Source organism: Microbacterium sp. Z6_144, assembly GCF_057197625.1.
Window position 1 is genome coordinate 715,380 of record NZ_JBXVPT010000001.1, and the last position, 26,725, is coordinate 742,104.

A 26,725-nucleotide genomic window follows, 5' to 3' on the forward strand; every position below is an offset into this window, starting at 1 on the left:
GACGGGGGGGCACCCCCCAGGAAGTCGTCACCTGCCGCGCATAGGCTGGATCGCGGCATCCCCATCTCTGCCGATCACCGAGACGAAGGCCCGATGACCGACATGCACTTCGCAGCGAATTCCTCCGGCGCCGACGGCTCGTGGCTCACCGCCCTCGTCGACTGGACGGTCTCGCTCATGGAGGTGATCGGTCCGGTCGGTGCCGGAGTAGCCATCGCGCTGGAGAATCTCTTCCCGCCGATCCCCAGCGAGGTCGTGCTGCCCGTCGCCGGCCTCACGGCGAGCCGCGGGTCGTTCACGCTCGCCGAGGCGCTCATCTGGACCACCGCGGGCTCGATCGTGGGGGCACTCGTCCTCTACGGCCTCGGCCGCTTGCTGGGCGCCGACCGGCTGCGCCGCGTCGCCGACAAGATTCCCCTCGTCAAAGCCGAGGACGTCGACAAGACCGTCGCGTGGTTCCAGCGGCACGGCGGCAAGGCGGTGTTCTTCGGGCGGATGCTCCCGATCTTCCGCAGCCTGATCTCCATCCCCGCCGGCGTCGCGAAGATGCCGGTGTGGAAGTTCGTGCTGCTGACGGCGGCGGGGAGCCTCATCTGGAACACGATCTTCGTCCTGGCCGGATTCTTCCTCGGTGAGCAGTGGCACATCGTCGAGCAGTACGCCGAGATCCTTCAGTACATCGTCATCGCGGCGCTCGTGGTCGCCGTCGCGTGGTTCGTCTTCACGCGGGTGCGCTCTGCCCGGCGGTCGCGGCAGGGGCAGGGCGGCGCCTGAGGGGCGCGTCCGCTCAGCGCGTCCACAGAGGGCCCCGGCCTACACTGGGAGGGTGCCCGCCGACCGACTCCACCTCGTCCGCCATGGCGAGGTCCACAACCCGGGGCGCGTCCTGTACGGCCGTCTCCCCGGCTTCGGGCTGAGCTCCGACGGCCGGCGGATGGCGCGGCAGGCCGCCGAGTACGTCCGGTCCCTGGAGCGTCCTCTCGGTGCCCTCGTCGCCTCGCCCCTCCAGCGCACGCGCGAGTCGGCCGAGCCGTTCGAGGAACTCTTCGGCATCGAGCCGTTCATCGACGAGCGCGTCATCGAGCCGACCAACGTCTTCGAGGGGCGCCGGATGAAGCGGGTCTTCTACAACCCGCTCAATTGGCGTCATCTCGCCCAGCCCGCGCTCCCCAGCTGGGGGGAGCCGTACGAGCGGATCGTCGAGCGCATGCGGGCCGCGATGGATGATGCGTGGGACCGCCCGGAGGGCGGCGACGTCGTCATCGTCTCGCACCAGCTGCCGATCTGGATCGCGCACCTCTCCATCGCGGGCGGGGCCCTCCGCCACGACCCACGTCGCCGTCGGTGCGCGCTGTCGAGCGTCACCAGCTTCGAGCGACGCGGCGACTCCCTGACGGGGGAGCGCTGGGTCGAAGTCGCGTACGCGGAGCCGGCGTCCACCGCCGGTGCCGTCGACGTGGGGGCCGTGTGATGCGGCGCTCGGCCGCGCGTCGTGGGGCGCTCGCCGTGGCCCTCGCCGCCGCCCTGTCGCTGGGGCTCGCCGCCTGCACCGCCGACCCGCTCGCCGATCAGTACCGCGCCGGAGACAACAAGGGTTACATCGCGGCCAACGGGTTCGCGGCCGAGGAGATCCCCACCGCCGAGCGCGGCGAACCGGTCGAGTTCTCCGGTGTCACGGACTCGGGCGACGACGTGTCCCACGCCGACTACGCCGGACAGGTCCTCGTCGTCAACTTCTGGTACGCCGCGTGCGGTCCCTGCATCGTCGAGGCCCCGCGCCTCGAGGAGGCGTACGAGAGCGTCAAGGATGAGGGCGTGGCCTTCCTCGGCGTGAACACGTACGACCAGCCCGCCACCGCGGCATCCTTCGCCCGTGACAACGGCGTGAGCTATCCGAGCGTCATCGCCGTCAATGACGGCGCCGTCAAGCTCGCCTTCGCCGAGCATGCGCCGCTGAGCGCCACCCCGGTCACCCTCGTCGTCGACGCCGAGGGGCGCGTGGCGGCCCGCATCATCGGAGAGCTCCCCGAAGCATCCATTCTCGAGTCGATCGTGCAGTCCGTACTGGCGGAGGCCGCGTGAACCCTGGAGCCATCGTCTTCGATGGCACGCTGTGGCTCGCCGTGCCGATCGCACTGGCGGCCGGGCTCGTGTCGTTCCTCTCGCCGTGCGTGCTGCCGCTCGTCCCGGGCTACCTCGGGTTCATCGGCGGCACCGTCGCGCCGCGGCGGAGCTCGTCATCCACCCCGGGCCGGGGCAGGCTGCTGGGCGGGGTGCTCCTGTTCATCGCCGGCTTCACGCTCGTCTTCATGACGGTCAACGTGCTGGGGGGCACGGTCGGTCGCTTCTTCGTCGAGTTCGCCGACCCCATCACGCGCGTCATGGGCGTGGTCGTCATCCTCCTGGGCCTGGTGTTCATCGGGCTGTTCGGCGTCGCCCAGCGCACCGTGCGGCCGCAGGCCCGCAGCAGCGTCGGCCTGATCGGCGCCCCTCTCCTCGGCATCGCGATGGGAATCGGCTGGACCCCGTGCATCGGCCCCACCCTCACCGCGATCTTCTCGGTGTCGTGGAACCTGGGCGACCCCGGCCGCGCCGCGCTCCTGGGCCTGGCGTACTCCCTCGGCCTCGGCATCCCGTTCGTGCTCCTGGCGCTCGGCTTCGGCTGGGCGACCCGGTCGGTGGCGTTCCTCCGCCGCCACATCCGCGTCATCAACCTCCTCGGCGGCGCCCTCCTGATCCTCCTGGGCCTGGCGATGGTCACGGGACTCTGGGGGATGCTGATGGCTCAGCTCACGGGGGTGATCGCCAGTGTCCCGCTCCCTCTCTGACGAGACCTCCGCCGCGGCGGACGGGCCCCTCCGGCCCTCCGACCACCACGGCTCCGCCCCGGACGAGGCCCACGGGGCGAACGGCGACATCATCTCGCCCGCGCTGGGCCCCGTCGGGTGGCTCCGCTGGGGATGGCGCCAGCTCACCAGCATGCGCACGGCGCTCGTGCTCCTCCTCCTCCTCGCGATCGCCGCGGTGCCGGGGTCGATCGTGCCGCAGCGCAGCGCCGACCCCAACGGGGTCACCCAGTACTTCACCGACAACCCCGACCTCGCTCCCGTCCTCGACAACCTGAGCCTGTTCGACGTCTACTCCTCGCCGTGGTTCTCGGCGATCTACCTGCTCCTGTTCGTCTCGCTCATCGGCTGCGTCATCCCGCGCACCCGGCATCACTGGAAGGCGCTCCGCTCCCGGCCGCCGCGGACCCCGGCCCGGCTGTCACGCCTGGGCGACGTGCGTGCCGCCGAACTGGATGCCGCGTCCCCCGAGGACGCCGAACGACGGGCCGCCGACGCGGTCGGCTCCGCGACCGAGCAGTTGCGCAAAGCCGGGTACCGGGTCGAGCGCTACGACGGACGCGGCGCGTTCTCGGTCTCGGCCGAGCGCGGTTACCTCCGCGAGAGCGGGAACCTCGTCTTCCACGGTGCGCTGGTGGGCGTCCTCGTCGTCGTCGGCATCGGGGGTGGATTCACCTATACCGGGCAGCGGGTGATCGTGGAGGGGACGACCTTCGTCAACTCGCTGCTGGACTACTCCTCCTTCAACCCTGGGCGGTTCGTCAGCCCCGACGACCTGACCCCCTACGCCCTGACGCTCGACGAGTTCGAGGTGTCGTACGTGCCGCTGGGCGAACAGGGCGCTGGGCAGGCGGGAGACTTCGTCGCGAACCTCACGACGCAGCTGGGCGGTGACGTGGCCGAGGGCGAGGTGCGGGTCAACCACCCGCTGGACGTCGCCGGTGACCGCGTGTACCTCATGGGCAACGGCTACGCCCCCACGATCACCATCCGCGACGCCCAGGGCGAGGAGATCTTCTCCGACTCGGTGCCGTTCCTTCCCCAGGACACCAACATGACCTCCCTCGGCGTGGTCAAGGTCGCCGATGGTCTCCCCGAGCAGATGGGGCTCGTCGGATTTTTCTACCCGACGCAGGCGGCGCTGGAGTCCGGAGCCTTCGCGTCGGCCTACCCCGACCTCATCAGCCCCGTCGTCACGTTCAACGTGTTCGTCGGCGACCTCGGCATCGACGGGGGTCAGCCCCGTTCGGTCTACACGCTCGACACGAGTGAGATGGAACAGCTCAGCGGCGGCGACACGGGCACCGACTCGATCGAGCTCGCCCCCGGCCAGACCGCCGAGCTGCCGAACGGCCTGGGGTCGATCACCTTCGAGGACGAATCGCCGGAGGGGGCCACCGGATACGCCGAGTCGGTCAAGCGATTCGCGTCGCTGTCGATCCACCGTGACATCGCCGCCCCGTGGGTGCTCCTCTTCGCCGTCCTGGCGACCCTGGGCCTTCTCGCAGCGCTGTTCGTCCCCCGCCGGCGCATGTGGGTCAAGGCCACCGCCCGGGGGAGCACCGTGCACCTGGAATACGCCGGTCTCGCCCGCGGAGAAGACCCCACGCTGGCCTCGGCCGTGGAGCAGTTCGCCGACCGTCACGGCCAATCGCTCGAGGGGTGGCGCCGGAGCCCCGACGTAGACTGACACCATGCCCGGAACTGAAACGCTCTCGCTCGACGCCGTCTCCGTGCTGCTGGTGTGGACCGCGATCGCGATCTACGTCCTGGCGTTCCTCGCCTATGCCGTCGACCTCGCCCGGCGCTCCGATGTCGCCGTCCGGGCGCAGGATGCGGCGCGCGAACGCGAGCTCGTGGCCGCGGGCGGAGCATCCGTCTCGGCGGGGTCGCGCTCCGGTTCCTCGACCGGGGACGGCGGGGCCTCAGCGACCAAGCCGCGCTTCGTGTGGGGGCGCATCGGCACGTCGCTGACGGTGCTGGCGTTCCTCTTCCACGTCGCCGCCGACGTCACCCGGGGCATCGCGGCCGAGCGGGTTCCGTGGTCGAACATGTACGAGTTCGCCCTCACCGGAACGATGCTCATCGTCGCGGTGTACCTCGCGGTGCTCTTCCGGTACGACCTGCGCTTCCTCGGCTCCTTCATCACCGGGCTGACGGTCGTGCTCCTGGGCGGTGCGACGCTGGGCTTCTTCGTCGAGGTCGTGCCGCTGGCCGACCCGCTGAAGTCGGTGTGGCTCGTCATCCACGTCTTCGTGGCCTCGCTCGCCACCGCCCTGTTCGCCCTCGCGTTCGGGCTGTCGGTGCTGCAGCTGATGCAGTCGCGCCGCGAGCAGCGGGTGGCCGCGGCCGCGGCATCCGGTGACGACTCCGGTAAGACGGGCCTCCGGTTCCTGCGCACGGTGCCGTCGGCGGAGACCCTGGAGTCCCTCGCCTACCGGTTCGCGATCGTCGGGTTCATCTTCTGGACCTTCACTCTCATCGCCGGGTCGATCTGGGCCAACGACGCGTGGGGACGCTACTGGGGCTTCGACACCAAGGAAGTGTGGACCTTCGTCATCTGGGTGCTCTACGCCGGCTACATCCACGCCCGCGCGACCCGCGGATGGCGCGGCACCCGTTCGGCGTGGCTGTCGATCATCGGCTTCACCGCGGTGATGTTCAACTTCACCATCGTGAACATGTTCTTCAAGGGCCTGCACGCCTACTCCGGCCTGACCAGCTGACGCCCCCGGCGCCCGCCCACCCCCGCCCCACTCCCGCCGAGAAACGACGTTCCGGCCGAGACACCACGCGCCGCGTTGTGTCTCGCCGGGAACGTCGTTTCTCGCGTGTGGGGACGAGAGGGGGACGAGGGACGGGGACGCGGGGGGTCAGGCGGGGGATGCGGCCAGCAGCGCGCGGGCGGGGACCGAACGCCGCCGGGCCACCGCCACCGTCGTGGCGATGAACGCGAGTACCGCCCAGATGATGAGACCGACCACGGCCGCGCCCAAGCCGTCGGCGGCGGTGAGGGCGGCGAGCATCCCGTCATACGCGGGCGCGGTCGGGAGGAGCCCGGCGATCGCCGAGATGACGCCCGGGACGGTCGAGACCACGCCGGTCGCGACCGCCAGCGCGCCGATGACGGCGGAGATCCACCGCCCGGCGCCGCCGAAGACGGCGACGAGCGCCTGGTTCACCGCGGCGAAGGCGATCCCGGCGACGACGGCCACGGCGGCGAACAGCGACCAGTCGGCCCAGTCGTAACCGGCCGCCAGCTGCACGACGCCGGCGACGAGCAGGCCCTGCACCGCGCCGATGGCCGCGGCCGGCGCGAGCCCGCGCAGGGCCAGGAGCGCCGACGGACGGCGCGAGGAGAGCGTCCGCGCCGTCACTGCGCGAAGCGCCACGAACGTCGCCAGGCCGCCGAACCACAGCGCGACCATCACCACGAGCGGTACCGCGGACGCGCCGAACAGGTTGGTCCCGATGCCCTCGGCTGCGACCGGCTCGGCGACGACGGACGCGAGGTCCTGGGCTTCGCCGTCGGTGTACGACGGCAGCTCCTCGACGGCGCTCGACAGGCCGGCGCCGAGGTCGGCGGTGCCGTCGGCGACCTGTCGCACGCCGCCGGAGAGCTCGCCCGCCCCGGTCGCGGCCTGACCGGCTCCCTCAGCCAGCGCGGCGGCGCCGGTGGCGAGTTCGGATGCTCCACCGGAGAGCTGCGCGGCGCCGTCGGAGAGCTGCCGTACGCCGCCGGCGGCGGTGGTGGCGCCACCGGCGAGTTCGTCGATGCCCCCGGACAGCTGCGTGAGGTTCGCGGCCAGGGACTGCAGCCCCGGGCCGAGCTGCTGCAGGCCGTTGACTCCTGCGGCGATCGTGCCCGACTGGCCGATCAGCTCGCTGACGGGCGGCACGGCCGCCTGCGCCTGTGCCGAGATCTGCGTGAGCGTCGCGCAGAGCTCGCTCGACCCGCCCTGGTCGGCACACGTCGCGGCGGCCTGCGCGAGCCCGTCGGCCGCGGCCGTCACCTGCGACTGGATCGTGGCGCTGTTGGCGGCGAGGGAATCGGCTGCCGCCACCATGTCGGAGGGCAGCGCGGGAATCGCATCGGCGGTCTGCTGCAGACCGCCGGCCAGCGCGCGGCCGTTCTCTGCGATCGTGCCCGCGCCCGCAGCCCACGCGTCCAGTCCGTTCGCGGCCTGCCCGGCGCCGGAGGCGAGTTCGGAGGCGCCGGCGGAGAGCTGTGAGGCGCCACCGGCCAGGGCGGAGGCGCCCTCGGAGAGCTGCCCCACGCCGTCGGCGAGGTCGGCTGCGCCGTCGGCGGCCTGTCCGGCACCGTCGGCGAGCTGGGCGGCACCGTCCGCGGCCGTGCCGAGCTGGTCGCCCAGGGTCGTGAAACCGAGGAACACGTTCTCCAGGTACACCTCCGACAGCGACGTGCCCAGCAGGGATGCTGCCGCCTGCGTCACCTGTGCGGAGATCGCGTCATCCACCACGAGGCTGTCCGGGGGCGTGCTGACCTCGATCGTGGCCTGCTCGGGCGTCCCGCCGGGCGCGGTGGAGGTGGCCGCCGCGGAGAAGTTCTCGGGGATGGTGATGACCGCCGCGTACGAGCCGTCGGCCAGGCCTGCGCGGGCGTCGTCGTCGTTCGTGATCGTCCAGTCGAGGTTGCTCGGAATGTCGTCCGAGCCCTCGATGAGGCCCGCCGTCAGCTGGCGTCCAAGGGGCACGGTCTGCCCGTCGATCGTGACCGGCTCGTCGTCGTTCACGATCGCTGCGCTCATCGCGTCGAGGCGTTCGACGGGGTTGTACAGCGCGCCGACGAGCACGCCGCCGACGATCACCGGCAGCAGCAGAGCGCCGACGATCGTGAGCCAGGTCACCGGCCGCCGGGAGCCCGCGCGTTCGACGGGCAGCGCCAGGGGGGATGCGGAACGGGTCATGCGGTCACCTCGGACAGATCGGTGGGGAAGGGGGATGCGGTGCGCACCTGCGTGACGGATGCTTCGGGCCAGCCCGCCTCGGACAGCACGCGGCGGGCAGCGCCGGTGTCGGCGGCGGTGACCAGGAGGGTCCACTCGCCGGCGGCGGCAGCATCCCGCAGGGTCGCCGCGGCCTGATCGCGCAGAGCCCCGTGTGCCACGACGTCGATGCCCTGGACGGCGAGGACGCCGGGGCGGCCGGTGAGTGCGTCGCGGAGTTCTGCCAGCGGATCTTCGGCCTCATCGAGCTGGGCGATGCCGACATGGCTGCGCACCCACGACTCTCGGCCGGGCAGCAGGTGCCCCGCGACCCGCAGGCGCCCCGCGGTCAGGGAGACGCGCCCGGCCAGTGCGTAGAGCGCCGCGCGCGCTCGCCGTGGATCGTCGGACGTGAGGATCGCGGCGTGGCCGGGTTCGACCTCGAGCGACAGACCGTCGAACAATTCGACGTCGCGCGCCACAAGGCCGATGTCGTCGGCCACGACGATCGCGCGGGATGCGGGTCCGGGCCACTCCTGCAGCGCCATCTCGCGTTCGACGGCTTCGCCTTCCACGTCGAGGCGGGGGAGGAGCCGGTCCAGCCACTGCGGGATCCACCACGCCCTGTCGCCGAGCAGGGCCATGAGCGCCGGGATGAGCGTCATCCGCACGAGGAACGCGTCGACGGCGATGCCGACGGCCAGGCCCAGGGCGATGGGCTTGATGGAGGAGTCGCCCTCGGGCACGAACGCGGCGAAGACGCCGAACATGATGAGCGCCGCCGCCGTGACCACGCGGGCCGTCGCCGAGAATCCCGAGCGCACCGCCGCCAGCGCGATCTCCCGGGCATCGGCCCGTGCACGGGCTCTCGCGCGGGAGTGCACGTAGTCCTCACGCATGCGCGTCACGAGGAACACCTGGTAGTCCATCGCGAGTCCGAAGAGCACGCCCATCAGCACGATCGGCATGAAGCTGATGACCGGTCCCACGCGTGTGACGTGGAGGAGATCCGCGAACCAGCCCCACTCGAACACGGCGGCGACCACGCCGAACGCGGCGGCCACGGAGAGGAGATAGCCGAGCGCTGCGGTGAGCGGGACCGCGATGGATCGGAAGACGACCATCAGCAACAAGAAGGACAGCCCGACGACGAAGATGCCGAACGGCACGAGAGCGGCTCCGAGGCGATCGGAGATGTCGATGGCGACCGCGGTGAAACCGGTGACCTTCAGGTCGATGCCGTACTCGTCGAGCCACTCGTCGTGGTGCGCGCGCAGCTCGCGGACGAGGTCGGCCGTCGCCGGGTCATCGGGCGCCGTCTCCGGCACGATCTGCACGATGCCGGTGTCGGCGGTCTCGTTCGGGGTGGCCAGAGCCACCTCCTTCACGCCGGGCAGCTGCTCGACCTCGGCGGCGATGTCCGCCATGAGGCCGACCGGGTCGTCCGAGGTCACGATCGTGCCGGTGAGTACGAGCGGACCGTTGAAACCGGGCCCGAAGTTCTCCGCGGCGAGGTCGTAGCTCTGCCGCGCCGAGTTCGCCTCGGGGAGGACGCCGGCGTTCGGAAGCGCGAGGGCGAGGCTTCCCGCCGGGATCGCGACGGTCCCGAGCCCCACCACGACGGCGACAGCGCTGACGAGCGGATGCCGCGTGACCAGCGCCACCCAGCGGTTCGTGCGCTGGGGCGCGGTCGCCGGCTGCGGTGCAGGGGAGGCGCTGTCGGCCGGCTCGTCCGCATCCGCGCTCTTCCGCGCCGAACGGCGGGACGGCCGGACACGGCCCGCGGCCCGGCGGCCTGCGAAGCCGAGGAGGGCGGGGGTGAGGGTGACCGACACCACCACTGCGAGCGCGACGGCCACGGATGCGGCGATGCCCATCGTCGTGAGGAACGGGATGTTCGCGAACGACAGCCCGATGAGGGCGATGAGCACCGTGATGCCCGCGAAGGTCACCGCCGACCCCGCCGTGCCGGTGGCGCGTGCCGCGGACTCCTCGGGGTCCATGCCCTCGCGCACCTGGTCCTGATGTCGGGCGGCGATGAACAGCGCGTAGTCGATGCCGACCGCGAGGCCGAGCATGAGCGCGAGGAGCGGCGTCGTGGAGGAGATGGGGGCGAACGCCGTCGCGAGCAGGATGAGCGCCATGGACAGTCCCACCCCGAGGATCGCGGTCAGGAGCGGAACGCCGGCCATGACGAAGGAGCGGAAGGTCACGATGAGGACGAGGAGCGCGATGATCAGGCCCACGGCCTCGGTAATGGTCACGCCGGGAACGGAGTTCGCGAACAGGTCGCCGCCGAGTGCGGCCTGGGCGCCCTCCGGAAGATCCGCGGCGAACGCGTCGGTGGCATCCCGCAGCTCCTCTTTGGCCGTGGGCGACACGCTCGTTCCCTGCCCGTCGAACTGCAGGCGCACGATGGCCGCCTCGGCGTCGGCGTTGATCAGCCCGGTGACGGCCTCGTCGAACGGGTCGGTGACCGCGAGTACTCCGTCGACATCCTCGAGCTCGGAGACGAGGGACGAGATGCCCGAGGCATACGGGTCTTCGTCGACGCGCTCGCCGGGTGCGGCGACCACGACGATCTGTGCGCTCGTCCCGCTGACCTGCGGGAAGGTGCGGGAGAGCTGCTCGAGTCCCTCTTCGGATTCGGTGCCCGGGATCGAGAAGGAGTTGTCCGTGCCCTGGTTCAACAGGAGCGCCCCGCCGCCGGCGGCGAGGAGCACCACGATCCACGCGGCCAGGACCCGCCAGCCGTGGCGGTACGACCAGCGTCCCAGCGAGGACAGGAGAGTGGACACGGCGACTCCGATGGATCAGCGGACGATACAGGGACGTATCGGATACACAGATGTATCGTAATCGGCGGGTGCTTGGTTAGGCTGGACGGTCCGTGTGAAACGGAGGGAACCACATGAGCGAAACGCTCTCCACGACGCCGCGCCGTGAGGCGACCCGGCAACGACTGCTGGATGCTGCCGCCGAGGTCTTCGCCGAGGCGGGTCTGGACGGCACCTCCGTGGAGGCCGTCTGCGAACGGGCCGGCTTCACCCGCGGGGCGTTCTACTCCAACTTCGCCTCGAAGGAGGAGATGTTCCTGGAGCTCGCCGCCGCCGTCGCCGAGGCGCGCGTGGCGGAGTTCGAGGAGCGCGTGGCGCAGCTGAAGGGCGAAGGTGCGCTGGAGGTGACACCGGAGACGGCGGTGACGCTGGTCGAGCGGGTGCTGGATCTTCCGGGTGATGACCGCCTCGGGGTGCTCCTCATGAGCGAGATCCGGATGCGGGCGCTGCGGAGCCCGGCCATGGCGCAGGCGTTCCTCGCGCAGGACGCCGACATGCGGCGCAACATCGCCGGCACGATCGCCGGCATCGTGCGGGGAACGGGCCTGAGTCTCGCCGTGCCGCCCGACGAGGCGGCTCGCCTGCTTCTCCTCGTGTGGGAGGGGACCATGACGCGCGCCATGATCGCGGGGCTCGACCGACGCGCGGCCCAGCGCGAGGTGCAGAAGAGCATCGGGGACATGATCCCGCTGATGGTGTCCGGGATCGGCTGACCGCCTCTACCGCGCCGCCAGGAGAGCGTGGCAGCGCGTCAGCCGGGCGATCCACCACTCGCGGCGTTCGGGCGGCGCGGCGAGCTCCCGCAGCCGGTGGGGGGAGGGCGCGGCCGGCCCGACCGGCAGCATCCCCGCACGCGGGGCGAGCGGCGGGTCGGCGACATCGGTGCGGAACAGCGACGAGGTTCCCAGGCCGCAGTCGTAGTCGAGGTCGGGCAGCGCTGCGGCCAGCGCCACACCCATCGCCAACCCGATCGACGTGTCCAGAGCGCTCGAGACGACGGCGGGGAGTCCGGATGCCGCGACGATCTCCAGGGCGCGGTGGACGCCCCCCAGCGGTTGCGCCTTGACCACGAGCAGGTCGGCCGCACCGGCGCGCGCCACGCGCAGCGGGTCGTCGGCCTTGCGCACGCTCTCGTCCGCTGCCACCGGAACGTCGAGGTAGGAGATCCGTTCGCGCAGCTCGGCGAGTTCGTCCACCTCCGCACACGGCTGCTCGACGTACTCGAGGTCGAACGGCGCGAGGGCGTGGATGGCGTGCTCCGCCTCGTCGACGTTCCACCCGCCGTTCGCATCGATGCGGATGCGGCCCTCCGGACCCATCGCTGCGCGAACGGCACGGACGCGGGCGATGTCGTCGGTGAGCACCTGCCCGGGCTCGGCCACCTTCACCTTGGCCGTTCGGCATCCGTCGAAGCGCGCGAGCACGGCCGGGACGTCCGCCGCCGGGACGGCGGGGATCGTGGCATTCACCGGGACCGTGTCACGCAACGCGTCGGGTCGTTCACGCCATCCGAAGTCGATGGCTCCGGCGAGCCACGTGGCCGCTTCGGCGTCGGCGTACTCCGGGAACGGTGAGAATTCCGTCCACCCCGCAGGGCCCTCGAACAGCACGGCTTCTCGCACGTCCACCCCCCGGAAGCGCGTCGCCATGGGGACCGAGACGACGTGAATACTCGCGAGGAGCTCATCGAGGGAGGGCGATGGTGCGGTCATGTCTTCCATCCTCCCGCGCAATAGGCTGACGACATGCTCCTGGACACCCCCGTTCGCATCGGCGTGCAGCTCGAACCGCAGCACGCCGGCTACGCGCAGATTCGCGACGCGGTGCGGCGACTGGAAGACATGGGCGTGGACATCCTGTTCAACTGGGACCATTTCTTCCCGCTCTTCGGAGAGCGCGACGGCGCGCATTTCGAGGCGTGGACCATGCTCGGCGCGTGGGCCGAGCAGACCGAGCGGGTCGAGTTCGGCCCCCTCGTCAACTGCAACGGCTACCGCAACCCCGACCTGCAGGCCGATATGGCCCGCACGATCGACCACATGAGCGGCGGCCGGTTCATCTTCGGCACGGGCGCCGGGTGGTTCGCCCGCGACTACGACGAGTACGGCTACGAGTTCGGCACGCCGGGTGCCCGACTGACTGACCTCGCGGAGGGCCTTGACCGGGTCGTGGCGCGATGGGACCGGCTCAACCCGCCGCCCACCCGCCGCATCCCGATCCTCATCGGCGGCAAAGGCGAGCAGAAGACGCTGCGGATCGTGGCCCGTCACGCCGACATCTGGCACAGCTACGTGGCGCCCGACGAACTCGCCCACAAGATCTCCGTGATCGAGAAGTGGGGCGAGACGGAGGGGCGCGACGTGTCGGGCATGATGGTCTCGAACGAGCTGAAGGGTCGCGATTCCTCCGACGCGGACGCGCTGTTCGATGCGGGCGTGCGCCTGTACACGATCGGGTGGGCTCCCCACCTGCCCGATTACGAGACGGTGTCGTCGTGGCTGCGGTGGCGCGACGCCAGGAACGGGATCTGATGGTCTCCGAGCTGTTCGACCCGGCGGAGTGGATGCCGGCCCCCGCGAGCGAGCGGTACACCGACATCACGGCGCACGTGTCGCACGACGGGCGGATCGCGCGCATCGCGTTCGACCGCCCCGAAGTGCGCAACGCCTTCCGCCCGCACACGGTGGATGAGCTCTACACCGCGCTGGACATCGCGCGGCAGAATCCGAGGATCGGTGTCGTGCTCCTCACGGGCAACGGGCCGAGCCCGAAGGACGGGGGATGGGCGTTCTGCTCCGGCGGAGATCAGCGCATCCGCGGCCGCGACGGGTACACGTACGCCGACCCTTCGACAGGCTCGGGGACCCCTTCGACAGGCTCAGGGACCGCGACGGGACGGCTGCACATCCTCGAGGTCCAGCGCCTCATCCGGTTCATGCCGAAGGTCGTGATCGCCGTGGTCCCGGGCTGGGCAGCCGGCGGCGGGCACTCGCTGAACGTCGTGTGCGACCTGTCGATCGCGAGCGCCGAGCACGGCCGGTTCAAGCAGACCGACGCCGACGTGGGGTCGTTCGACGCCGGGTACGGGTCCGCGTACTTCGCCAGGCAGATCGGGCAGAAGCTCGCGCGCGAGGTGTTCTTCCTCGCCGAGGAGTACTCCGCGCAGCGCGCGTACGAGATCGGTGCCGTCAATCGCGTCGTCCCGCACGCCGACCTCGAGCGCGAGGCCATCGCGATGGCCCGGGTGATCCTGGGCAAGTCACCGACGGCCATCCGGATGCTGAAGTTCGCGTTCAACGCCGTCGATGACGGCCTGGTGGGACAGCAGGTCTTCGCCGGCGAGGCCACGCGGCTCGCGTACGGAACGGATGAGGCGGTCGAGGGCCGCGACGCCTTCCTGGAGAAGCGCGACCCCGACTGGACCGGGTTCCCATGGCACTACTGACGCAGCGCCCCGCAGCCTCGCGCGCAACGGGCCGGTGAGGGCCGGGTGAGGCTCGAGCCGGTCGACGGGGGAGAGCCGCGCGATGTGCTCCGGGCGCTGCGGGCAGCGCTGGGCGCCGGTCCCGCCGTCGGGCTCGGGTCGCCCCGCGCGCCGCTTCCCACCGAGGTGCCCGCGGGGACGGCGGTGGTGGTGACCACCTCCGGCTCGACCGGGGTGCCCAAGGCGGTGGCCCTCAGCCGCAACGCGCTGATCTCCAGCGCGCTGGCCACCACCGCGCGCATCGGCGAGGGCGCGTGGCTGCTCGCACTGCCCGCGGCCTATATCGCGGGCGCGCAGGTGCTCGTCCGCTCGCTCGTGGCCGGCCGCGATCCGGCGATCCTCGCCGGATCGTTCTCCCCGAGGTCATTCGCCGCCGCCGCGCGGCTGATGGCCTCCAGCGAACACGGTGCCCGGGTGCCCACGTTCACCTCGCTGGTGCCCGCGCAGTTGCAGCGCCTCGTGGATGCGGCCGACTCCGACCCCGACGTCGCGGGTGCGCTCCGCTCGTTCGAGGCGATCCTCGTGGGCGGTCAGGCGCTCCCCGAACGGCTGCGAGAGCGCGCGGCCGCGGCCGGAGCACGGGTCGTGCGGACCTACGGCTCGACCGAGACCAGCGGCGGATGCGTCTACGACGGGATTCCGCTGGACGGTGTGCGCCTTCGCATCGTCGACGGCGAGGTGCGCGTGGCCGGGCCCGTGCTCGCCGACGGATACCTCGGGGAGCCCGAACGATCCGACGCGGCGTTCCCCCGCGACGCCGACGGCACCCGCTGGTACCGCACGGGTGACGCCGGTCTCGTCGATGACGCCGGCGTGCTCCGCCTCCACGGGCGTATCGACAACGTGATCGTGTCGGGCGGGATCAACATCTCCCTCGACCGCGTCGAGAGGGTGGTGCGCAGCATCCCCGGTCTCGAGTCGGCCGTCGTGGTCGGGGTCGACGACGCCCGGTGGGGTCAGGCGTCGGTGATCGTCGCGCCGCGTCGCGACGCACTCACGCGCAGCGAGTCGGCACAGCTGGAGGAGGCGCGCGCAGCCGTCGCCGCCGAGCTCGGCGCGCCCGCGCGGCCGTCGCGCCTCGTGCTGGTCGATGAGATCGCGCACCTGTTCACCGGCAAGCCCGACCGCGCAGCGATCAGTCGCTTCGTCTCCTCGCTCCCGGAGACCGGGCCCAGTTAGCCGGCGGGCCGGTCACCGGTGTCGACCACGCAGCGCGGTTCCCCCTCGGTGTCTTCGAGCACGATCCAGTCGGCGTCGGCGGGATACCCGTGCCAGTCGACCTCCCGCGCACCCAGCTCCAGGAGGCGCTGCACTTCGGCCGATCGGTCATCGGCGTAGAGGTCGAGGTGGATGCGGGGCGGATAGTGCTGCGGGTGATGTCTTCAACGGTCAACACGATGGTGGCCATGGTCAGCATCCCGTCACCCTGTCCCGTCCACAGGTCGAGCGGGAGGGCTTGCCAGCGCGCTTAGGATGGCACACCGTGGCCGCACAATCTCGCAAACGTCCCGCTCCCAGCAGCACTGCCCGGCGCCGTCCGGGCGGTAACCCGCGGAAGCGCACCGCGCCCGCTCCGGCGCCGAGCCCGGCGACGCCGGCCGACTGGGTCGGCGCGGCGCGGCTGCGCACCCTGCCGCTGGCCGTCAGCCCGGTGCTGGTGGGCACCGGGGCGGCGAACCTCGGCGCCGAGCCGTTCCACTGGGTCATTGCGCTGTTCTGCCTGCTCGTGGCCGTGAGCCTGCAGATCGGGGTGAACTTCGCCAACGACTACAGCGACGGCATCCGGGGCACCGACGATCACCGCGTGGGCCCGGCCCGCCTGACCGCGTCGCGGAAGGTGAAGCCGCGGACCGTGCTCATCGTCGCGCTCGTCTTCTTCGGTATCGCTGCGCTCGCCGGTCTCGCGCTGGTGATCCGCACGCAGCAGTGGTGGATGCTGGCGGTGGGAGCCGCGTGCATCGTCGCGGCCTGGTTCTACACCGGTGGCAAGCGCCCGTACGGGTACGCGGGGCTGGGCGAGCTGTTCGTGTTCATCTTCTTCGGGCTGGTGGCCACCCTCGGCACCACCTGGGTGCAGGCCTTCACCCTCCCGCAGGAGGCGTGGTTCGGAGCGGTCGCGGTCGGGTTCCTCGCGTGCGCCGTGCTGCTGGCGAACAATCTCCGCGACATCGACCAGGACCGTGCCGCCGGCAAGCGCACCCTCACCGTTCGCATCGGCAAGCGCGCCACCCAGGTGCTGTACACCGTCCTGGTCCTCGCTCCGTTCGGGATCGCGGCGTACCTCGCGCTGTTCTACCCCGTCGCATGGCTGACGCTCCTGGCGCTTCTCGCGGCCATCCCGGCGATCCTCATCGTGTGGACCTACCGCGTCCCGCGGGAGCTGGTGATCGCGCTCGCGTTGACGTCGTTGACGTCTCTCGCCTACGGCGGATTCCTCTTCTGGGCGTTCTCCGGCTGACCCTCGCGGTCACGCCGGTGCGGGCCGGTGGCTGCGGTCGGGTGCGTACCGCGCCCGCCAGCGGGTCAGTGGTGCGAGCCCGGCTCCGCGTCGCTGCCGGCGTCCTCGGCGGCAGCGTCGTCTGCGGCTGTGGAGCGGCGGCGCTGGGCGAGGCCCGAGGTCACTTCGTCCAGCGGGCGGCGCAGGAACAGCAGCGACAGGCTCAGGCCGATGAGAGCGGCGAAGACGGCGGCCAGCCACGGCAGTTCCCGGAAGATGGGGAACAGGAGCAGAAGGCCGAACGGCACCACGAACGCCAGCAGCCGCAGCACCGTGTACACCAGGGCCGACCGCGCAATCATCCGCCCAGTCTAGGTTGCGCTCACTACTGTGCCCACCGCCCGGCCCACGTCCAGGCATCGCGCCTAGGATGAGGGGATGACGAGGCTGTTGCTCATCCTGGCGCTCGTGGGCACCGCGTTCTGGGTGTACTCGATCGTCGACTGCGCACTGCAGCCCGCGACCCGTCACCGCGGCGTGAGCAAGGGTGCCTGGATTGCCATCGTGGTTCTGTTGCCGGTGCTGGGCGGCCTGCTGTGGTTCGTCGTCGGACGAGGCCGCGGTGCCGCCGCCGCCACGCGACGCGCTCCGGATGACGACCCGGAGTTCCTCGGCAGCATCGGCTCCATCGCTGACCAGGATGAGCGCATCCGCCGCCTGGAGGAGGAGCTCGCCCAGCTCGACGCGGAGGCCGACGACGAGCACTTCCGCACCGCGCCGCCCGCCGAGACACCCGACGCCGATCCGGACGCGACACCGCCGACCGGGACAGACGGCGACGACGACGCCCGCGGTCAGCGCGGCGCCGTCGGCTGAGCGTGACCGCTGCCGACGCGCGCGTGGGTGCGTCTCCCGCCACGGATGCCGCCGCCGCGCTGCTGACCGCTCTCGTCCACCGCGGCGTCGAGCACGTCGTCCTCAGCCCGGGCTCGCGCTCGCAAGCTCTGGCCCTCGTCGCCGCACACCTCGAGCGGGCGGGGCACCTGCGCCTGCATGTCCGCATCGACGAGCGCGTCGCGGGGTTCACCGCGCTGGGCATCGGCCGCGAGACCGGCACGCCGGCGGTGGTGGTGTGCACCTCCGGTACCGCCGTGGCGAACCTTCTTCCGGCCGTTCTCGAAGCCCATCACGCCGGGGTCCCGCTGGTGCTCCTGACCGCCGATCGTCCGCCCGAACTCCGCGGCGTCGGCGCCAATCAGACCACCCGTCAGCCGGGGCTGTTCGCTCCGCACATACGCTTCGACGCCGACCTGCCGGTGCCGGATGCTCTCGATCACGACGGCACGGCGGAGGCCTCCGCGATGCTGCGCGCCGTCGCGGCGGACGCGATGGTCGCCGCCGGCGGCGGTGCCGGCCGACCGGCGGGCCCCGTCCACCTGAACCTGCCCTACCGGGAGCCGCTGGCCGGACCCCCGCCGGCGTGGCTGCCCGCCCCTGCGGCCGGTGACGCACGGAACAACGCCGGGGCGGCGCGGAACGACGCCGGTGAGGCCCGGGACGACGCCCGTGAGGCGAGCCCACACGGCGAGGCCGAATCGGGGGCGCTCTACCAGGGCGGCGGTGGCATCGGGGGCGCCGACGCGGTGCCGGCCGAGACGGCCCCGTATGCGCTCGTGCGCGGTCCTCGCACGCTCGTCGTGGCCGGGGCGGACGCCGGAGCGGCCGCCGAAGAGCTCGCGCACGCCGGCGGGTGGCCCCTCGTCGCGGAGATCGTCAGCGGCGCGCGCTTCGGGCGGCACCTCGTGCACGGCTACCGCGGCCTGCTGCGCGAGCCCGAGCTCGGCGGCGCCGTGCAGCGCGCGGTGGTGTTCGGCCATCCCACTCTCAGCCGCGAGGTCGCGATGCTGCTGGCGCGCGACGACGTCGAGGTGATCGCCGTGCGCGGTCCGGGTGAGGCGCTGAACCTCAACGGCTCCACGGTCGCCGTCGATGCCGTCCGCGTCGAGGACGGGCCGCCTGACCGGGAGTGGCTGGGTCGATGGATGAGGGCGTCCGCCGCCGCATCCGTCGACCTGTCGCCGCCCGCCCCCGACGCCGACGCCCTCTCGTCGGCGGAGCCGCAGCAGCGGCGGGGGGCCCTTGCGGCCGAGGTCGCGGTGCTGCGCGCGCCGCTTGACCGCGCCGGCCTCGTCGACGCCGCCTGGCGCGCCACCTGGCCGCACGACCGGCTCGTCTTCGGCTCGTCGCGGCTGGTGCGCGTCGCCGATGAACTCCTGGGCGGGAAGAAGGTGCCGGTCCACGCCAACCGTGGCCTCGCCGGCATCGACGGCACGGTCGCCACCGCCATGGGCATCGCCCTCGCCAGTCAGGCCGGCGGACGCGCCGGCGTGACGCGCGTCGTGCTGGGCGACCTTGCGTTCCTTCATGACGTGGGGGCGCTGCTGCTCCCGGGAGCCGAAGTCGAGCCACGCGTGCAGGTGGTCGTCGGCAACGACGGAGGCGGCACGATCTTCGACGGGCTGGAGGTGGCCGGCGTCGCCGAAGCCGAGGTGATGGACCGCGTGCTGTACACGCCGCAATCCGTGCGCAACGACCACCTCGCCCTCGCCTACGGGTGGGAGTATCACCGCGTCACCACGCGCAGCGCGCTGGATCAGCTGCTCACCTCTCCCGCCGGAGGGCGGCAACTCATCGAGGTGCCGCTGCCGCGCTGAACACAACGCGCAGTACTCCGCGAGGGGCACCTTCCCCGGGCGGAGCGAGCATGATGAGGACATGACGACCTCGCCGCTCTGGACCGTCCCCGCCGCCGACGCCCTGCGTGCGCGGCCTGGATTCCGCCTGACCGACATCGATGCGCGTGCCACGCCCGGCTACGCCGGCGCGAAAGCCGACGGCGCCGCCGAGCTCGAGGACGGCGGACACCTCCTCGGCGAGCTTCAGGAGCGCCTCTTCGCCCAGAGCGTCGCGGGCACCGCTACCGGGTCGGTGCTGCTCCTCCTGCAGGCGATGGACACCGCCGGCAAGGGCGGCGTCGTGCGGCACGTGGTGGGTGCCGTCGATCCCCAGGGCGTGGAGCTCGTGGCATTCAAGAAGCCCACCGACGAGGAGCTGGCGCACGACTTCCTGTGGCGCATCGAGAAGCGCCTTCCCCCGCTCGGCCGGATCGGCGTGTTCGATCGGTCGCAGTACGAGGACGTGCTCATCGGCCACGTCCGCGGGCTCGCTCCAGCGGACGAGATCGAGCGGCGCTACGACGCCATCGTGCAGTTCGAGGAGGATGCCGCGACCCGCGGCATCCGGTGGGTGAAGGTGATGCTGCACATCTCCCGCGATGAGCAGAAGGAGCGGCTGACCGAACGCCTCGAACGGCCCGACAAGCAGTGGAAGTACAACCCCGGCGACGTGGATGACCGACAGCGGTGGGACGAGTACATGGCCGCCTATCAGGTGGCGATCGAACGCACGTCGACGGAGGCCGCCCCGTGGCATGTGGTGCCGGCCGACCGCAAGTGGTACGCGCGCCTGGCCGTTCAGCAGCTGCTCCTCGATGCGCTCGCCGCGCTCGACCCGCAGTGGCCGGCGGCGGAGTACGACGTCGACGCGGAAAAGGCACGGCTGGCGGCGACCTAGCCTGCTTTTCGAGCGCTGAACAGCCGCCGGACCCGGGAGCAGTAGGGTGCGATCGGAGGAACTCATGAGACGCGGGTCGAATCTGCCGGCGGTCGGCACCTACAACCAGACGCTCGTGCTCGATCTCATCCGGCGAGCGCCGGCCGGCATCAGCCGCACCGAGCTCGCGACGCACACGGGGCTGTCGCCGCAGACGCTCAGCAACGTCGCACGGCGGCTGGTGGACGAGGGCTGGATCGTCGAGGGCACGCCCGTCGCTGCCGGTCCGGGCAAGCCTCGCACCCCCCTGCGGCTCGATCCGGCTGCGCGATTCGCGGTCGGGATCCATCTCGATCCCGCCGTCGACACCCTCGTCGTGGTCGATCTCGCCGGCGCAGTGATCGGGCAGTCCGAGCGCACTCCCCGTCAGACGGGGACGGCGTCCGATCTCGTCGCCGATCTTGCCGGCGCCGTTGAGGACCTGCTCGCCGACGCCGGGATTCCGCGCGAGCGAGTGCTCGGGATCGGCGTGGCCGCCCCCGGTCCTCTCGACGCCGGCCGGGGCCACCTGTTCGAGCCGCCTCTGCTGATGCCTGCGTGGCACAACCTGCGCCTCAGCGAGCGTCTCCACGAGGCGACGGGTCTGCCCGCCGCGGTGGAGAAGGATGTGGTGGCCGCGATGATCGGGGTGTTGTGGACCGACTCGGACCAGGAGCTCGGCGATGCGATATTCGTGTACTACGGCGCGGGGGCCGGCGTGGGTCTCGCGGTCGACGGCACGGCGTTGCGGGGTCGGACAGGCAACGCCGGCGATGTTGCGCACCTGATGGTCGAGCGCGATGGTCCGCTGTGCGGGTGCGGTCAGCGCGGATGTCTCGGTGTGGCGATCGCCCCCGAACGACTGCTCCTTGACGGTGGGGTGCTTGCCCCTGCCGCCAGGCCGAGCGCCCCCGAGTTGCGCGCCCATCTCGCCGAACTGACCCGCCGTGCGACCGAGGGGGATGCCGCCGCCGTCGCCGCCGTCGAACGAGCGGCGGAGAATCTGGCTCGCGCGATCGTTCAGATCAACAACCTGCTCGACGCGGATGTCGTGGTTGTCGGTGGCCCTCTGTGGAGCCTGCTCGCGGCGGCTGGCGGGCCGGTCCTGGAGCGGGCCGTCGCCGTGAGTCGCGCCACAACCGCAGTCCGCCGCATCCGGCTCCTCGAGAGCTCCCTGGGAACGGATGTCGCCGCTGTCGGGGCGGCCTGCGTCGTGCTCGATTCCGTCCTCACCGCGCGTCCCGCGGACCTGATGATCTCGTCCCCTTGACCGGGAGACGTACTCGGAATGCTCTTGCCGATTTAATCCAATTGGTTTAGAAAAGACGTTGCGCATCCCCCCGGCGCGTTCGGAAGAGCGAAGGAGCTTTGACCATGAAGAGATCGACGATGAATCTTGCGGTCGTGGGAACGACCGCTGCGGCATTGGTGCTGACCGGTTGTGCTGGCGGAGGCGGGGGCCAGGCATCCGAGAATGTCGTCCGGGTGGCCTATCAGAAGACCACCTCGTTCACGGCGATGGACGAGCTCATGAAGAACGTGAAAGCGGAGTACGAGGAGGCCTTCCCCGATCGCTCGGTCGAGCTCATGCCCATCGAAGCCGAGCAGGATCAGTACTTCACCAAGCTCGCGCTGATGAACGGCTCGGCCGACACCGCCCCCGACGTGATCTACGAAGACACCTTCCAGATCCGCTCCGACGCGGCGGCCGGCTACCTGCAGCCCATCGACGACTTCGTCGCCGAGTGGGACGAGTGGGATCAGTATGACGAAGGCGCCCGTCAGGCGGGCCTGGGTGATGACGGCAAGACGTACGGGATTCCGCTGGGCACCGACACACGCGGCCTGTACTTCAACCGGGACATCTTCGCCGACGCCGGCCTTCCCGAGGACTGGGCGCCGACGAGTTGGGAGGATGTTCTGGACGCCGCCCGTGCGGTGCAGGAGAGCAATCCCGACGTCATCCCGTTGAACGTCTACGCTGCGCAGGCGCTGGGCGAGGCGACGTCGATGCAGGGCTTCGAGATGCTGCTGTACGGCACCGAAGACGAGCTCATGGACACCCAGTCGAACAAGTGGGTGACCGGATCGCAGGGATTTCTCGAGGCGCTTGAGTTCTACCAGACGGTCGCCGAGGAGAAGCTCGGACCCGACCCCGCGCTGGCCCTGGACGCGGGCTGGGGGACGAAGGTCAGCGCCGAGCTGCTCCCGCAAGGCGACATCGCGATCGCGCTGGACGGCTCGTGGCTGCCCAGCAACTGGATCAACGGCGAAAACGAATGGCCGGAGTGGGAGGAGACGCTGGGATTCGCCGCTATGCCGACCCAGGACGGCGGGGGCGACGGCTTCACCTCGATGTCGGGCGGATGGACCCTCTCGATGGGCGCCAACGCCTCCGACCCGCAGGCGGCATTCGATTTCATGGCGCAGGCCCTGACGTTCGACAACGCGCTCACCTACCACCAGGAGGCCGGCCAGATCGCCGTGCGCAAGGACGTCGCCGAGAGTCAGGAGTACCTCGACTTCAACCCGTCGTTCGAGTTCTTCTCCTCACTGGTGCCCTACACCCACTTCCGCCCCGCGACGCCGGACTACTCGCAGATCTCGTCGAACATCCCGGTTGCGATCGAGGGTGTCTACAGCGGGCAGACCACGCCGGAGGACGCGCAGACCGCGTACGACCAGGCTCTGGTGGGCGTCGTCGGCGAAGAGAACACCCAGGCGGGTTGATCGCACGATGACCGCCACCGCCACCGCCACCCTCACCACCGGTGGTGAGCACCGCTCGGACCCGGGTGCTACCTCCCGGCCCCGACGACCCATCCGCACGGCAGCCCGCTTGCTGCCGCTCCTTCCCGCGACGCTGCTGCTGGTCGCGTTCATGCTGGGGCCCATCGTCTACTCGCTCTACGGATCCCTCACCGACCGGGCGATGACGGGGCCCCGCGCCGCCGATCCGCAGTTCATCGGCTTCGCCAACTACACCGAGCTGTTCGCATCCCCGGACTTCTGGCTCTCGCTCGGGCTCACGGTGGTGTTCGTCCTCGCCTCGGCCGTGATCGGCCAGAACGTGCTCGGGATGCTGCTGGCCGTGCTCATCCGCGGGGCGGTCAAGCCGCTGCGGTCCCTGGTGGGAGGGCTCGTCGTGCTCGCGTGGGTGCTGCCCGAGATCGTGGCGGCCTTCGCCCTCTACGCCTTCTTCCAGACCGACGGCACCCTCAACGCCTTCCTCGGCTGGTTCGGGCTGGAGGGCACGAGTTGGCTCTACTACTTCCCGATGCTCTCGGTCATCCTCGCGAATATCTGGCGCGGTACTGCCTTCTCGATGATGGTTTACAGCGCCGCGCTCTCCGAGGTGCCGCCAGAGCTGACGGAGGCGGCCACGATCGACGGCGCGGGCGCGTGGCAGCGCTTCACGCGCGTGACCCTCCCCGTGATCAACCGCTCGATCTCGACCAATCTGCTCCTCACGACCCTGCAGACCCTCGGGGTTTTCACCCTCATCTGGGTGATGACCGGCGGCGGCCCCGGCACTCAGTCCTCGACACTGCCGGTGCTCGCCTTCCAAGAGGCGTTCAAGTTCGCCCAGGTCGGCTACGGCACGGCGATCGCCACTGTGACGCTCCTGATCGGCGCCGTGTTCTCCGCGATCTACATCCGGATCCTCAAGCCGGAGGTGGTGTGATGGCGACCTCCACCGCGTCGGTGTCCGTCTCCGCGGCGCGCAAGCGCCCGCAGACCGTGCTGTCCTCGATCATCCTCGCCGCGATCGGCGTGCTGTTCCTCGTGCCGCTGCTGTGGGTCGTCTTCGCCTCGTTCGACGGCGACGCCCAGGTCACGATGAAGCTGCCCGAGACGTGGACTGTGGACAACTACACGCAGGTGATGACGTGGGAGCTCACGTGGCAGCCGCTGCTGAACTCGGTCGTCATCTCGCTGGGCACCGCGATCATCACGGTCGTGGCCGGCGTACTCGCGGCCTACCCGCTCTCGCGGTACTCGATGCGGTTCCAGCGGACGTTCATGTACGGGATCCTCTTCGGCACGGGCCTGCCCATCACCGCGATGATGGTGCCGGTCTACGCGCTGTTCGTCTCGTTCGGGCTCCTGGACTCCGTGGGGGGCGTCATCGTCTTCATGGCCGCCACCTCGCTGCCGATGGCGATCTGGATGCTGAAGAACTTCATGGACTCCGTGCCGATATCCCTGGAGGAAGCCGCCTGGGTCGACGGGGCCGGTTCGATGCAGGCGCTCGTCCGCATCGTCATCCCGCTCATGCGTCCCGGGATCGGCGTGGTGTTCATCTTCGTCCTCACCACGGCATGGGGGAACTTCTTCGTCCCCTTCGTGCTGCTGTTCACCTCGTCGAATCTTCCGGCCGCCGTGTCGATCTTCAACTTCTTCGGCCAGTACGGCTCGGTCGCGTACGGGCAGCTCGCCGCCTACTCGGTGCTGTACGCCGCGCCGATGGTCCTCCTGTACGTCCTTGTCCAGAAGCTCTCCGGCGGTGCCTTCGCCCTCGCCGGCTCTGTCAAGGGCTGACCGCGTGCTATCCCCGTCTGCCTGGTCGACGCACTCGAGGCGCCGCTCGCGCGGGGCTCAGGTCAGCGCTTCGACAATGGGGCGGAACTTCACCCGTGTCTCGAGCAACTCCGCCTCCGGTTCGCTGCCGGCCACGATCCCCGCGCCGGCGTACGCGGTGATCGGCAGGGCACCGTTGGCCAGGGGCAGGTCGAACTGCGCGCACCGCAGCGCGATGGCCCACTCGCCGTCGCCCGAGGCCCCGGTCCACCCGACCGCGCCGGCGTACCGCCCGCGGTCGAACGGCTCCAGTCGTCGGATCAGCTCCATTGCGACCGGGGTGGGGGTTCCCGCCACCGCCGCGGTGGGATGGAGCGCTGCGACGAGATCGAGCGACGATGAACCGTCGTCCAACACTCCCTCGACGTCGGTGGCGAGGTGCCACACGTTCGGCAGCCGCAGCGTGAAGGGCTGCTCGGCCGCGGCCAGGGCGCTGGTGTGGGGGCGCAGGGAGGCCAGGACGCTCTGCACGGCGAAGCGGTGCTCGTCCTGGTCTTTCGAGCTGTCGGTGAGGGCGAGGGATGCCGCCGCATCCGCGTCGACCTCCGCGCCGCGGGCGATCGTGCCGGCCAGCACGCGCGCGGTGACCGTGCGCTCCGACACCGTGACGAGGGTCTCGGGGCTCGCCCCGATGAGGCCGTCGACGGCGAACACCCAGCAGTCGGGGTATCCGGTCAGGAGAGCACGGACCAGCCGGCGGAGATCCGCTCCGGAGGGGACGGTGCCGACCACGTCGCGTGCGAGCACGACCTTGTCGACCTCGTGCCGCGCGATCGCGCCGAGCGCGGAGCGCACGGCGTCCTGGTAGCCGCCCGCGGTCATCCGCCCCGGGCCCATCGTGGCCGACCAGTGCGGGCCGAACGGCGTGGCAGGGGGCAGCGCCGGAGAGGTGGTGTCCGCCACGGCGGGATCGCCGGCGGGCGGGGCCTCATCGCCCGCGTCGCCGAGCGTGATCCGGGTCACCCACGAACGTCCGCCCCGCCGCCCGACGAGGGTCGCCGGAACGGTGAGGACACTCCCGCGCGGCGAGTCCGGATCGAAGGCGAAGGAACCGAGCGCGACCAGGCCGCTGCCGGGAAGGTCGACCGGGTCGTCGATGTCGGCGGCGGCTGCGACCGCTCGCCAGCGCGCCGCGAGGTCGGCCGCGGGGGCAGGCGTCCCCGCGTCGGCCTCGAGGCGAAGGGCGACGCCGTACGCGGCCAGCGCATCGCCCCGGCGGCTCCAGAAGAGCGGATCTCCGGCGGCCGTATGGGCGAGGACCTCCTCCACGCCGTCGATCTCCCGGGTGACGGCGCGCAGTCGCGGAGGGCCGGACGACGCGGGATGTTGCACCTTGCCAGCCTAGTTCGGTGGCAGGTCCATAGAATGCGGGCGTGAGCCATCGCCCCGAACCCGGTACGCAGGTCGACTTCCGCTGGCGGAAATGGGACGGTTCGCCGCACTGGGAGCACGACTGCGTCGTCCTCGGCAGCGACGAGCACGGCGACTGGGTGGGGCAGCAGGCCGGATGGCGCAGCGCTCGCCCGGGCCGCGAGATCTCCGCGCCGCAGCCCAACGTGACCCTCATCCCGCCCGGCGGCGAATGGGCCTTCACCTCGAACGCGGCCCCGCACCCGACGCGCGTGTACATCGACCTGGCCTGGGACGTGCAGTGGAACGAGGCCGGCGAGCCCACGGGCATCGACATGGACCTGGACGTGGTCGACGACGCGCGTCACGGCATCTGGATCGACGATCGCGACGAGTGGGACGAGCACCGCGTGCACTACGGATACCCGCTCGACATCGTGGAGCGCCTGGAGTCGGTGGCCGTGGATCTCGAGCAGCGCGTGCGGCGGCGGGACGCACCGTTCGACGACGCGACGATCGCCTTCTGGCTGGCGCGGCTCGCCTCGTTCGGGTGAACCTCCGCGGCACCGCGTCGCCGCGCCCCACGGCCTCCG

Annotated in this window: 25 protein-coding genes; 19 read left to right on the plus strand and 6 right to left on the minus strand. The window is 71.1% G+C overall.

Annotated features, from left to right (window positions below; translation table 11 throughout):
* Positions 1 to 93 precede the first annotated feature (93 nt).
* Genes AC2DGY_RS03480 through ccsB form a run of 6 tightly spaced genes read left to right on the plus strand, consistent with a single transcriptional unit; the run spans position 94 to position 5,572 of the window.
* Positions 94 to 774 carry a DedA family protein gene (locus AC2DGY_RS03480; RefSeq protein WP_484508310.1) on the plus strand — a complete coding sequence of 227 codons (681 nt, stop codon included), beginning with the start codon at positions 94 to 96 and terminating at the stop codon, positions 772 to 774.
* 52 nt (positions 775 to 826) lie between these two features.
* Complete coding sequence (locus AC2DGY_RS03485; RefSeq protein ID WP_484508311.1) at positions 827 to 1,471, plus strand: histidine phosphatase family protein; 645 nt, start codon at positions 827 to 829, stop codon at positions 1,469 to 1,471.
* Positions 1,471 to 2,082 carry a TlpA family protein disulfide reductase gene (locus AC2DGY_RS03490; protein WP_484508312.1) on the plus strand — a complete coding sequence of 204 codons (612 nt, stop codon included), beginning with the start codon at positions 1,471 to 1,473 and terminating at the stop codon, positions 2,080 to 2,082. The genes AC2DGY_RS03485 and AC2DGY_RS03490 overlap by 1 nt, the downstream gene beginning before the upstream one ends.
* Positions 2,079 to 2,828 carry a cytochrome c biogenesis CcdA family protein gene (locus tag AC2DGY_RS03495; protein ID WP_484508313.1) on the plus strand — a complete coding sequence of 250 codons (750 nt, stop codon included), beginning with the start codon at positions 2,079 to 2,081 and terminating at the stop codon, positions 2,826 to 2,828. Before AC2DGY_RS03490 ends, AC2DGY_RS03495 begins: the two co-directional genes overlap by 4 nt.
* On the plus strand, positions 2,809 to 4,536 hold the full coding sequence (gene resB / locus AC2DGY_RS03500; RefSeq protein ID WP_484508314.1) for a cytochrome c biogenesis protein ResB: 1,728 nt from the start codon (positions 2,809 to 2,811) through the stop codon (positions 4,534 to 4,536). The genes AC2DGY_RS03495 and resB overlap by 20 nt, the downstream gene beginning before the upstream one ends.
* Positions 4,537 to 4,540: 4 nt before the next feature.
* Complete coding sequence (gene ccsB / locus AC2DGY_RS03505) at positions 4,541 to 5,572, plus strand: c-type cytochrome biogenesis protein CcsB (protein ID WP_484508315.1); 1,032 nt, start codon at positions 4,541 to 4,543, stop codon at positions 5,570 to 5,572.
* Positions 5,573 to 5,719: 147 nt separating this feature from the next.
* Here the strand turns inward: ccsB and AC2DGY_RS03510 are convergent, their stop codons facing one another.
* Entirely contained in the window at positions 5,720 to 7,774 is a 2,055-nt protein-coding gene (locus tag AC2DGY_RS03510; RefSeq protein ID WP_484508316.1) for a YhgE/Pip family protein, read from the minus strand.
* On the minus strand, positions 7,771 to 10,590 hold the full coding sequence (locus tag AC2DGY_RS03515; protein ID WP_484508317.1) for an MMPL family transporter: 2,820 nt from the start codon (positions 10,588 to 10,590) through the stop codon (positions 7,771 to 7,773). The genes AC2DGY_RS03510 and AC2DGY_RS03515 overlap by 4 nt, the downstream gene beginning before the upstream one ends.
* Before the next feature lie 113 nt (positions 10,591 to 10,703).
* Between AC2DGY_RS03515 and AC2DGY_RS03520 the strand changes: the two genes are divergently transcribed.
* Complete coding sequence (locus tag AC2DGY_RS03520) at positions 10,704 to 11,342, plus strand: TetR/AcrR family transcriptional regulator (RefSeq protein WP_484508318.1); 639 nt, start codon at positions 10,704 to 10,706, stop codon at positions 11,340 to 11,342.
* Between the two features lie 6 nt (positions 11,343 to 11,348).
* On the opposite strand, the gene AC2DGY_RS03525 is transcribed toward AC2DGY_RS03520, so the two are convergent.
* Positions 11,349 to 12,341: an o-succinylbenzoate synthase gene (locus AC2DGY_RS03525; protein ID WP_484508319.1), complete on the minus strand. Its 993-nt coding sequence runs from the start codon at positions 12,339 to 12,341 to the stop codon at positions 11,349 to 11,351.
* Between the two features lie 33 nt (positions 12,342 to 12,374).
* Between AC2DGY_RS03525 and AC2DGY_RS03530 the strand changes: the two genes are divergently transcribed.
* From AC2DGY_RS03530 to AC2DGY_RS03540, 3 genes are read left to right on the plus strand one after another with little or no spacing between them, the layout of a single operon-like run.
* Complete coding sequence (locus AC2DGY_RS03530; protein ID WP_484508320.1) at positions 12,375 to 13,160, plus strand: LLM class F420-dependent oxidoreductase; 786 nt, start codon at positions 12,375 to 12,377, stop codon at positions 13,158 to 13,160.
* Positions 13,160 to 14,074: a 1,4-dihydroxy-2-naphthoyl-CoA synthase gene (locus AC2DGY_RS03535; RefSeq protein ID WP_484509970.1), complete on the plus strand. Its 915-nt coding sequence runs from the start codon at positions 13,160 to 13,162 to the stop codon at positions 14,072 to 14,074. Before AC2DGY_RS03530 ends, AC2DGY_RS03535 begins: the two co-directional genes overlap by 1 nt.
* A gap of 45 nt (positions 14,075 to 14,119) precedes the next feature.
* A complete protein-coding gene (locus tag AC2DGY_RS03540) occupies positions 14,120 to 15,292 on the plus strand; it encodes an AMP-binding protein (protein ID WP_484508321.1) in 1,173 nt (390 codons plus the stop codon).
* Here the strand turns inward: AC2DGY_RS03540 and AC2DGY_RS03545 are convergent.
* Positions 15,289 to 15,465, minus strand: a complete 177-nt coding sequence (locus AC2DGY_RS03545; protein WP_484509971.1) for a VOC family protein — start codon at positions 15,463 to 15,465, stop codon at positions 15,289 to 15,291. The two genes, AC2DGY_RS03540 and AC2DGY_RS03545, sit on opposite strands and share 4 nt — an antisense overlap.
* A gap of 131 nt (positions 15,466 to 15,596) precedes the next feature.
* On the opposite strand from AC2DGY_RS03545, the gene AC2DGY_RS03550 reads away from it, so the two are divergent.
* Complete coding sequence (locus tag AC2DGY_RS03550; RefSeq protein ID WP_484508322.1) at positions 15,597 to 16,571, plus strand: 1,4-dihydroxy-2-naphthoate polyprenyltransferase; 975 nt, start codon at positions 15,597 to 15,599, stop codon at positions 16,569 to 16,571.
* A 65-nt stretch (positions 16,572 to 16,636) separates the two neighbouring features.
* On the opposite strand, the gene AC2DGY_RS03555 is transcribed toward AC2DGY_RS03550, so the two are convergent.
* Entirely contained in the window at positions 16,637 to 16,912 is a 276-nt protein-coding gene (locus tag AC2DGY_RS03555; RefSeq protein ID WP_484508323.1) for a DUF4229 domain-containing protein, read from the minus strand.
* 76 nt (positions 16,913 to 16,988) lie between these two features.
* Between AC2DGY_RS03555 and AC2DGY_RS03560 the strand changes: the two genes are divergently transcribed.
* The 7 genes from AC2DGY_RS03560 to AC2DGY_RS03590 all read left to right on the plus strand — a co-directional run bounded on the left by AC2DGY_RS03560 (position 16,989) and on the right by AC2DGY_RS03590 (position 24,743).
* Entirely contained in the window at positions 16,989 to 17,426 is a 438-nt protein-coding gene (locus AC2DGY_RS03560; RefSeq protein WP_484508324.1) for a PLDc N-terminal domain-containing protein, read from the plus strand.
* A gap of 2 nt (positions 17,427 to 17,428) precedes the next feature.
* Positions 17,429 to 19,264: a 2-succinyl-5-enolpyruvyl-6-hydroxy-3-cyclohexene-1-carboxylic-acid synthase gene (menD, locus tag AC2DGY_RS03565; RefSeq protein WP_484508325.1), complete on the plus strand. Its 1,836-nt coding sequence runs from the start codon at positions 17,429 to 17,431 to the stop codon at positions 19,262 to 19,264.
* A 61-nt stretch (positions 19,265 to 19,325) separates the two neighbouring features.
* Positions 19,326 to 20,183: a PPK2 family polyphosphate kinase gene (locus tag AC2DGY_RS03570; protein WP_484508326.1), complete on the plus strand. Its 858-nt coding sequence runs from the start codon at positions 19,326 to 19,328 to the stop codon at positions 20,181 to 20,183.
* Positions 20,184 to 20,247: 64 nt separating this feature from the next.
* Positions 20,248 to 21,471, plus strand: coding sequence for an ROK family transcriptional regulator (locus tag AC2DGY_RS03575; RefSeq protein ID WP_484508327.1), 1,224 nt, complete (start codon positions 20,248 to 20,250; stop codon positions 21,469 to 21,471).
* A gap of 104 nt (positions 21,472 to 21,575) precedes the next feature.
* Entirely contained in the window at positions 21,576 to 22,931 is a 1,356-nt protein-coding gene (locus AC2DGY_RS03580) for an extracellular solute-binding protein (RefSeq protein ID WP_484508328.1), read from the plus strand.
* Positions 22,932 to 22,938: 7 nt separating this feature from the next.
* Positions 22,939 to 23,886: a carbohydrate ABC transporter permease gene (locus AC2DGY_RS03585; RefSeq protein ID WP_484508329.1), complete on the plus strand. Its 948-nt coding sequence runs from the start codon at positions 22,939 to 22,941 to the stop codon at positions 23,884 to 23,886.
* Entirely contained in the window at positions 23,886 to 24,743 is an 858-nt protein-coding gene (locus AC2DGY_RS03590; RefSeq protein ID WP_484508330.1) for a carbohydrate ABC transporter permease, read from the plus strand. Before AC2DGY_RS03585 ends, AC2DGY_RS03590 begins: the two co-directional genes overlap by 1 nt.
* Positions 24,744 to 24,800: 57 nt before the next feature.
* On the opposite strand, the gene AC2DGY_RS03595 is transcribed toward AC2DGY_RS03590, so the two are convergent.
* Complete coding sequence (locus tag AC2DGY_RS03595) at positions 24,801 to 26,114, minus strand: isochorismate synthase (RefSeq protein WP_484508331.1); 1,314 nt, start codon at positions 26,112 to 26,114, stop codon at positions 24,801 to 24,803.
* A gap of 41 nt (positions 26,115 to 26,155) precedes the next feature.
* Between AC2DGY_RS03595 and AC2DGY_RS03600 the strand changes: the two genes are divergently transcribed.
* Positions 26,156 to 26,686, plus strand: coding sequence for a DUF402 domain-containing protein (locus tag AC2DGY_RS03600; protein ID WP_484508332.1), 531 nt, complete (start codon positions 26,156 to 26,158; stop codon positions 26,684 to 26,686).
* Positions 26,687 to 26,725 lie beyond the last annotated feature (39 nt).

What these genes read in the sequence shown, in the direction of transcription:
- AC2DGY_RS03480 (WP_484508310.1), top strand. Translation starts at nt 94, where the DNA reads ATGACCGACATGCACTTCGCAGCGAATTCCTCCGGCGCCGACGGCTCG.
- AC2DGY_RS03490 (WP_484508312.1), top strand. Translation starts at nt 1,471, where the DNA reads ATGCGGCGCTCGGCCGCGCGTCGTGGGGCGCTCGCCGTGGCCCTCGCC.
- ccsB (WP_484508315.1), top strand. Translation starts at nt 4,541, where the DNA reads ATGCCCGGAACTGAAACGCTCTCGCTCGACGCCGTCTCCGTGCTGCTG.
- AC2DGY_RS03510 (WP_484508316.1), bottom strand. Translation starts at nt 7,774, where the DNA reads ATGACCCGTTCCGCATCCCCCCTGGCGCTGCCCGTCGAACGCGCGGGC.
- AC2DGY_RS03520 (WP_484508318.1), top strand. Translation starts at nt 10,704, where the DNA reads ATGAGCGAAACGCTCTCCACGACGCCGCGCCGTGAGGCGACCCGGCAA.
- AC2DGY_RS03525 (WP_484508319.1), bottom strand. Translation starts at nt 12,341, where the DNA reads ATGACCGCACCATCGCCCTCCCTCGATGAGCTCCTCGCGAGTATTCAC.
- AC2DGY_RS03530 (WP_484508320.1), top strand. Translation starts at nt 12,375, where the DNA reads ATGCTCCTGGACACCCCCGTTCGCATCGGCGTGCAGCTCGAACCGCAG.
- AC2DGY_RS03535 (WP_484509970.1), top strand. Translation starts at nt 13,160, where the DNA reads ATGGTCTCCGAGCTGTTCGACCCGGCGGAGTGGATGCCGGCCCCCGCG.
- AC2DGY_RS03555 (WP_484508323.1), bottom strand. Translation starts at nt 16,912, where the DNA reads ATGATTGCGCGGTCGGCCCTGGTGTACACGGTGCTGCGGCTGCTGGCG.
- AC2DGY_RS03560 (WP_484508324.1), top strand. Translation starts at nt 16,989, where the DNA reads ATGACGAGGCTGTTGCTCATCCTGGCGCTCGTGGGCACCGCGTTCTGG.
- AC2DGY_RS03570 (WP_484508326.1), top strand. Translation starts at nt 19,326, where the DNA reads ATGACGACCTCGCCGCTCTGGACCGTCCCCGCCGCCGACGCCCTGCGT.
- AC2DGY_RS03575 (WP_484508327.1), top strand. Translation starts at nt 20,248, where the DNA reads ATGAGACGCGGGTCGAATCTGCCGGCGGTCGGCACCTACAACCAGACG.
- AC2DGY_RS03580 (WP_484508328.1), top strand. Translation starts at nt 21,576, where the DNA reads ATGAAGAGATCGACGATGAATCTTGCGGTCGTGGGAACGACCGCTGCG.
- AC2DGY_RS03585 (WP_484508329.1), top strand. Translation starts at nt 22,939, where the DNA reads ATGACCGCCACCGCCACCGCCACCCTCACCACCGGTGGTGAGCACCGC.
- AC2DGY_RS03590 (WP_484508330.1), top strand. Translation starts at nt 23,886, where the DNA reads ATGGCGACCTCCACCGCGTCGGTGTCCGTCTCCGCGGCGCGCAAGCGC.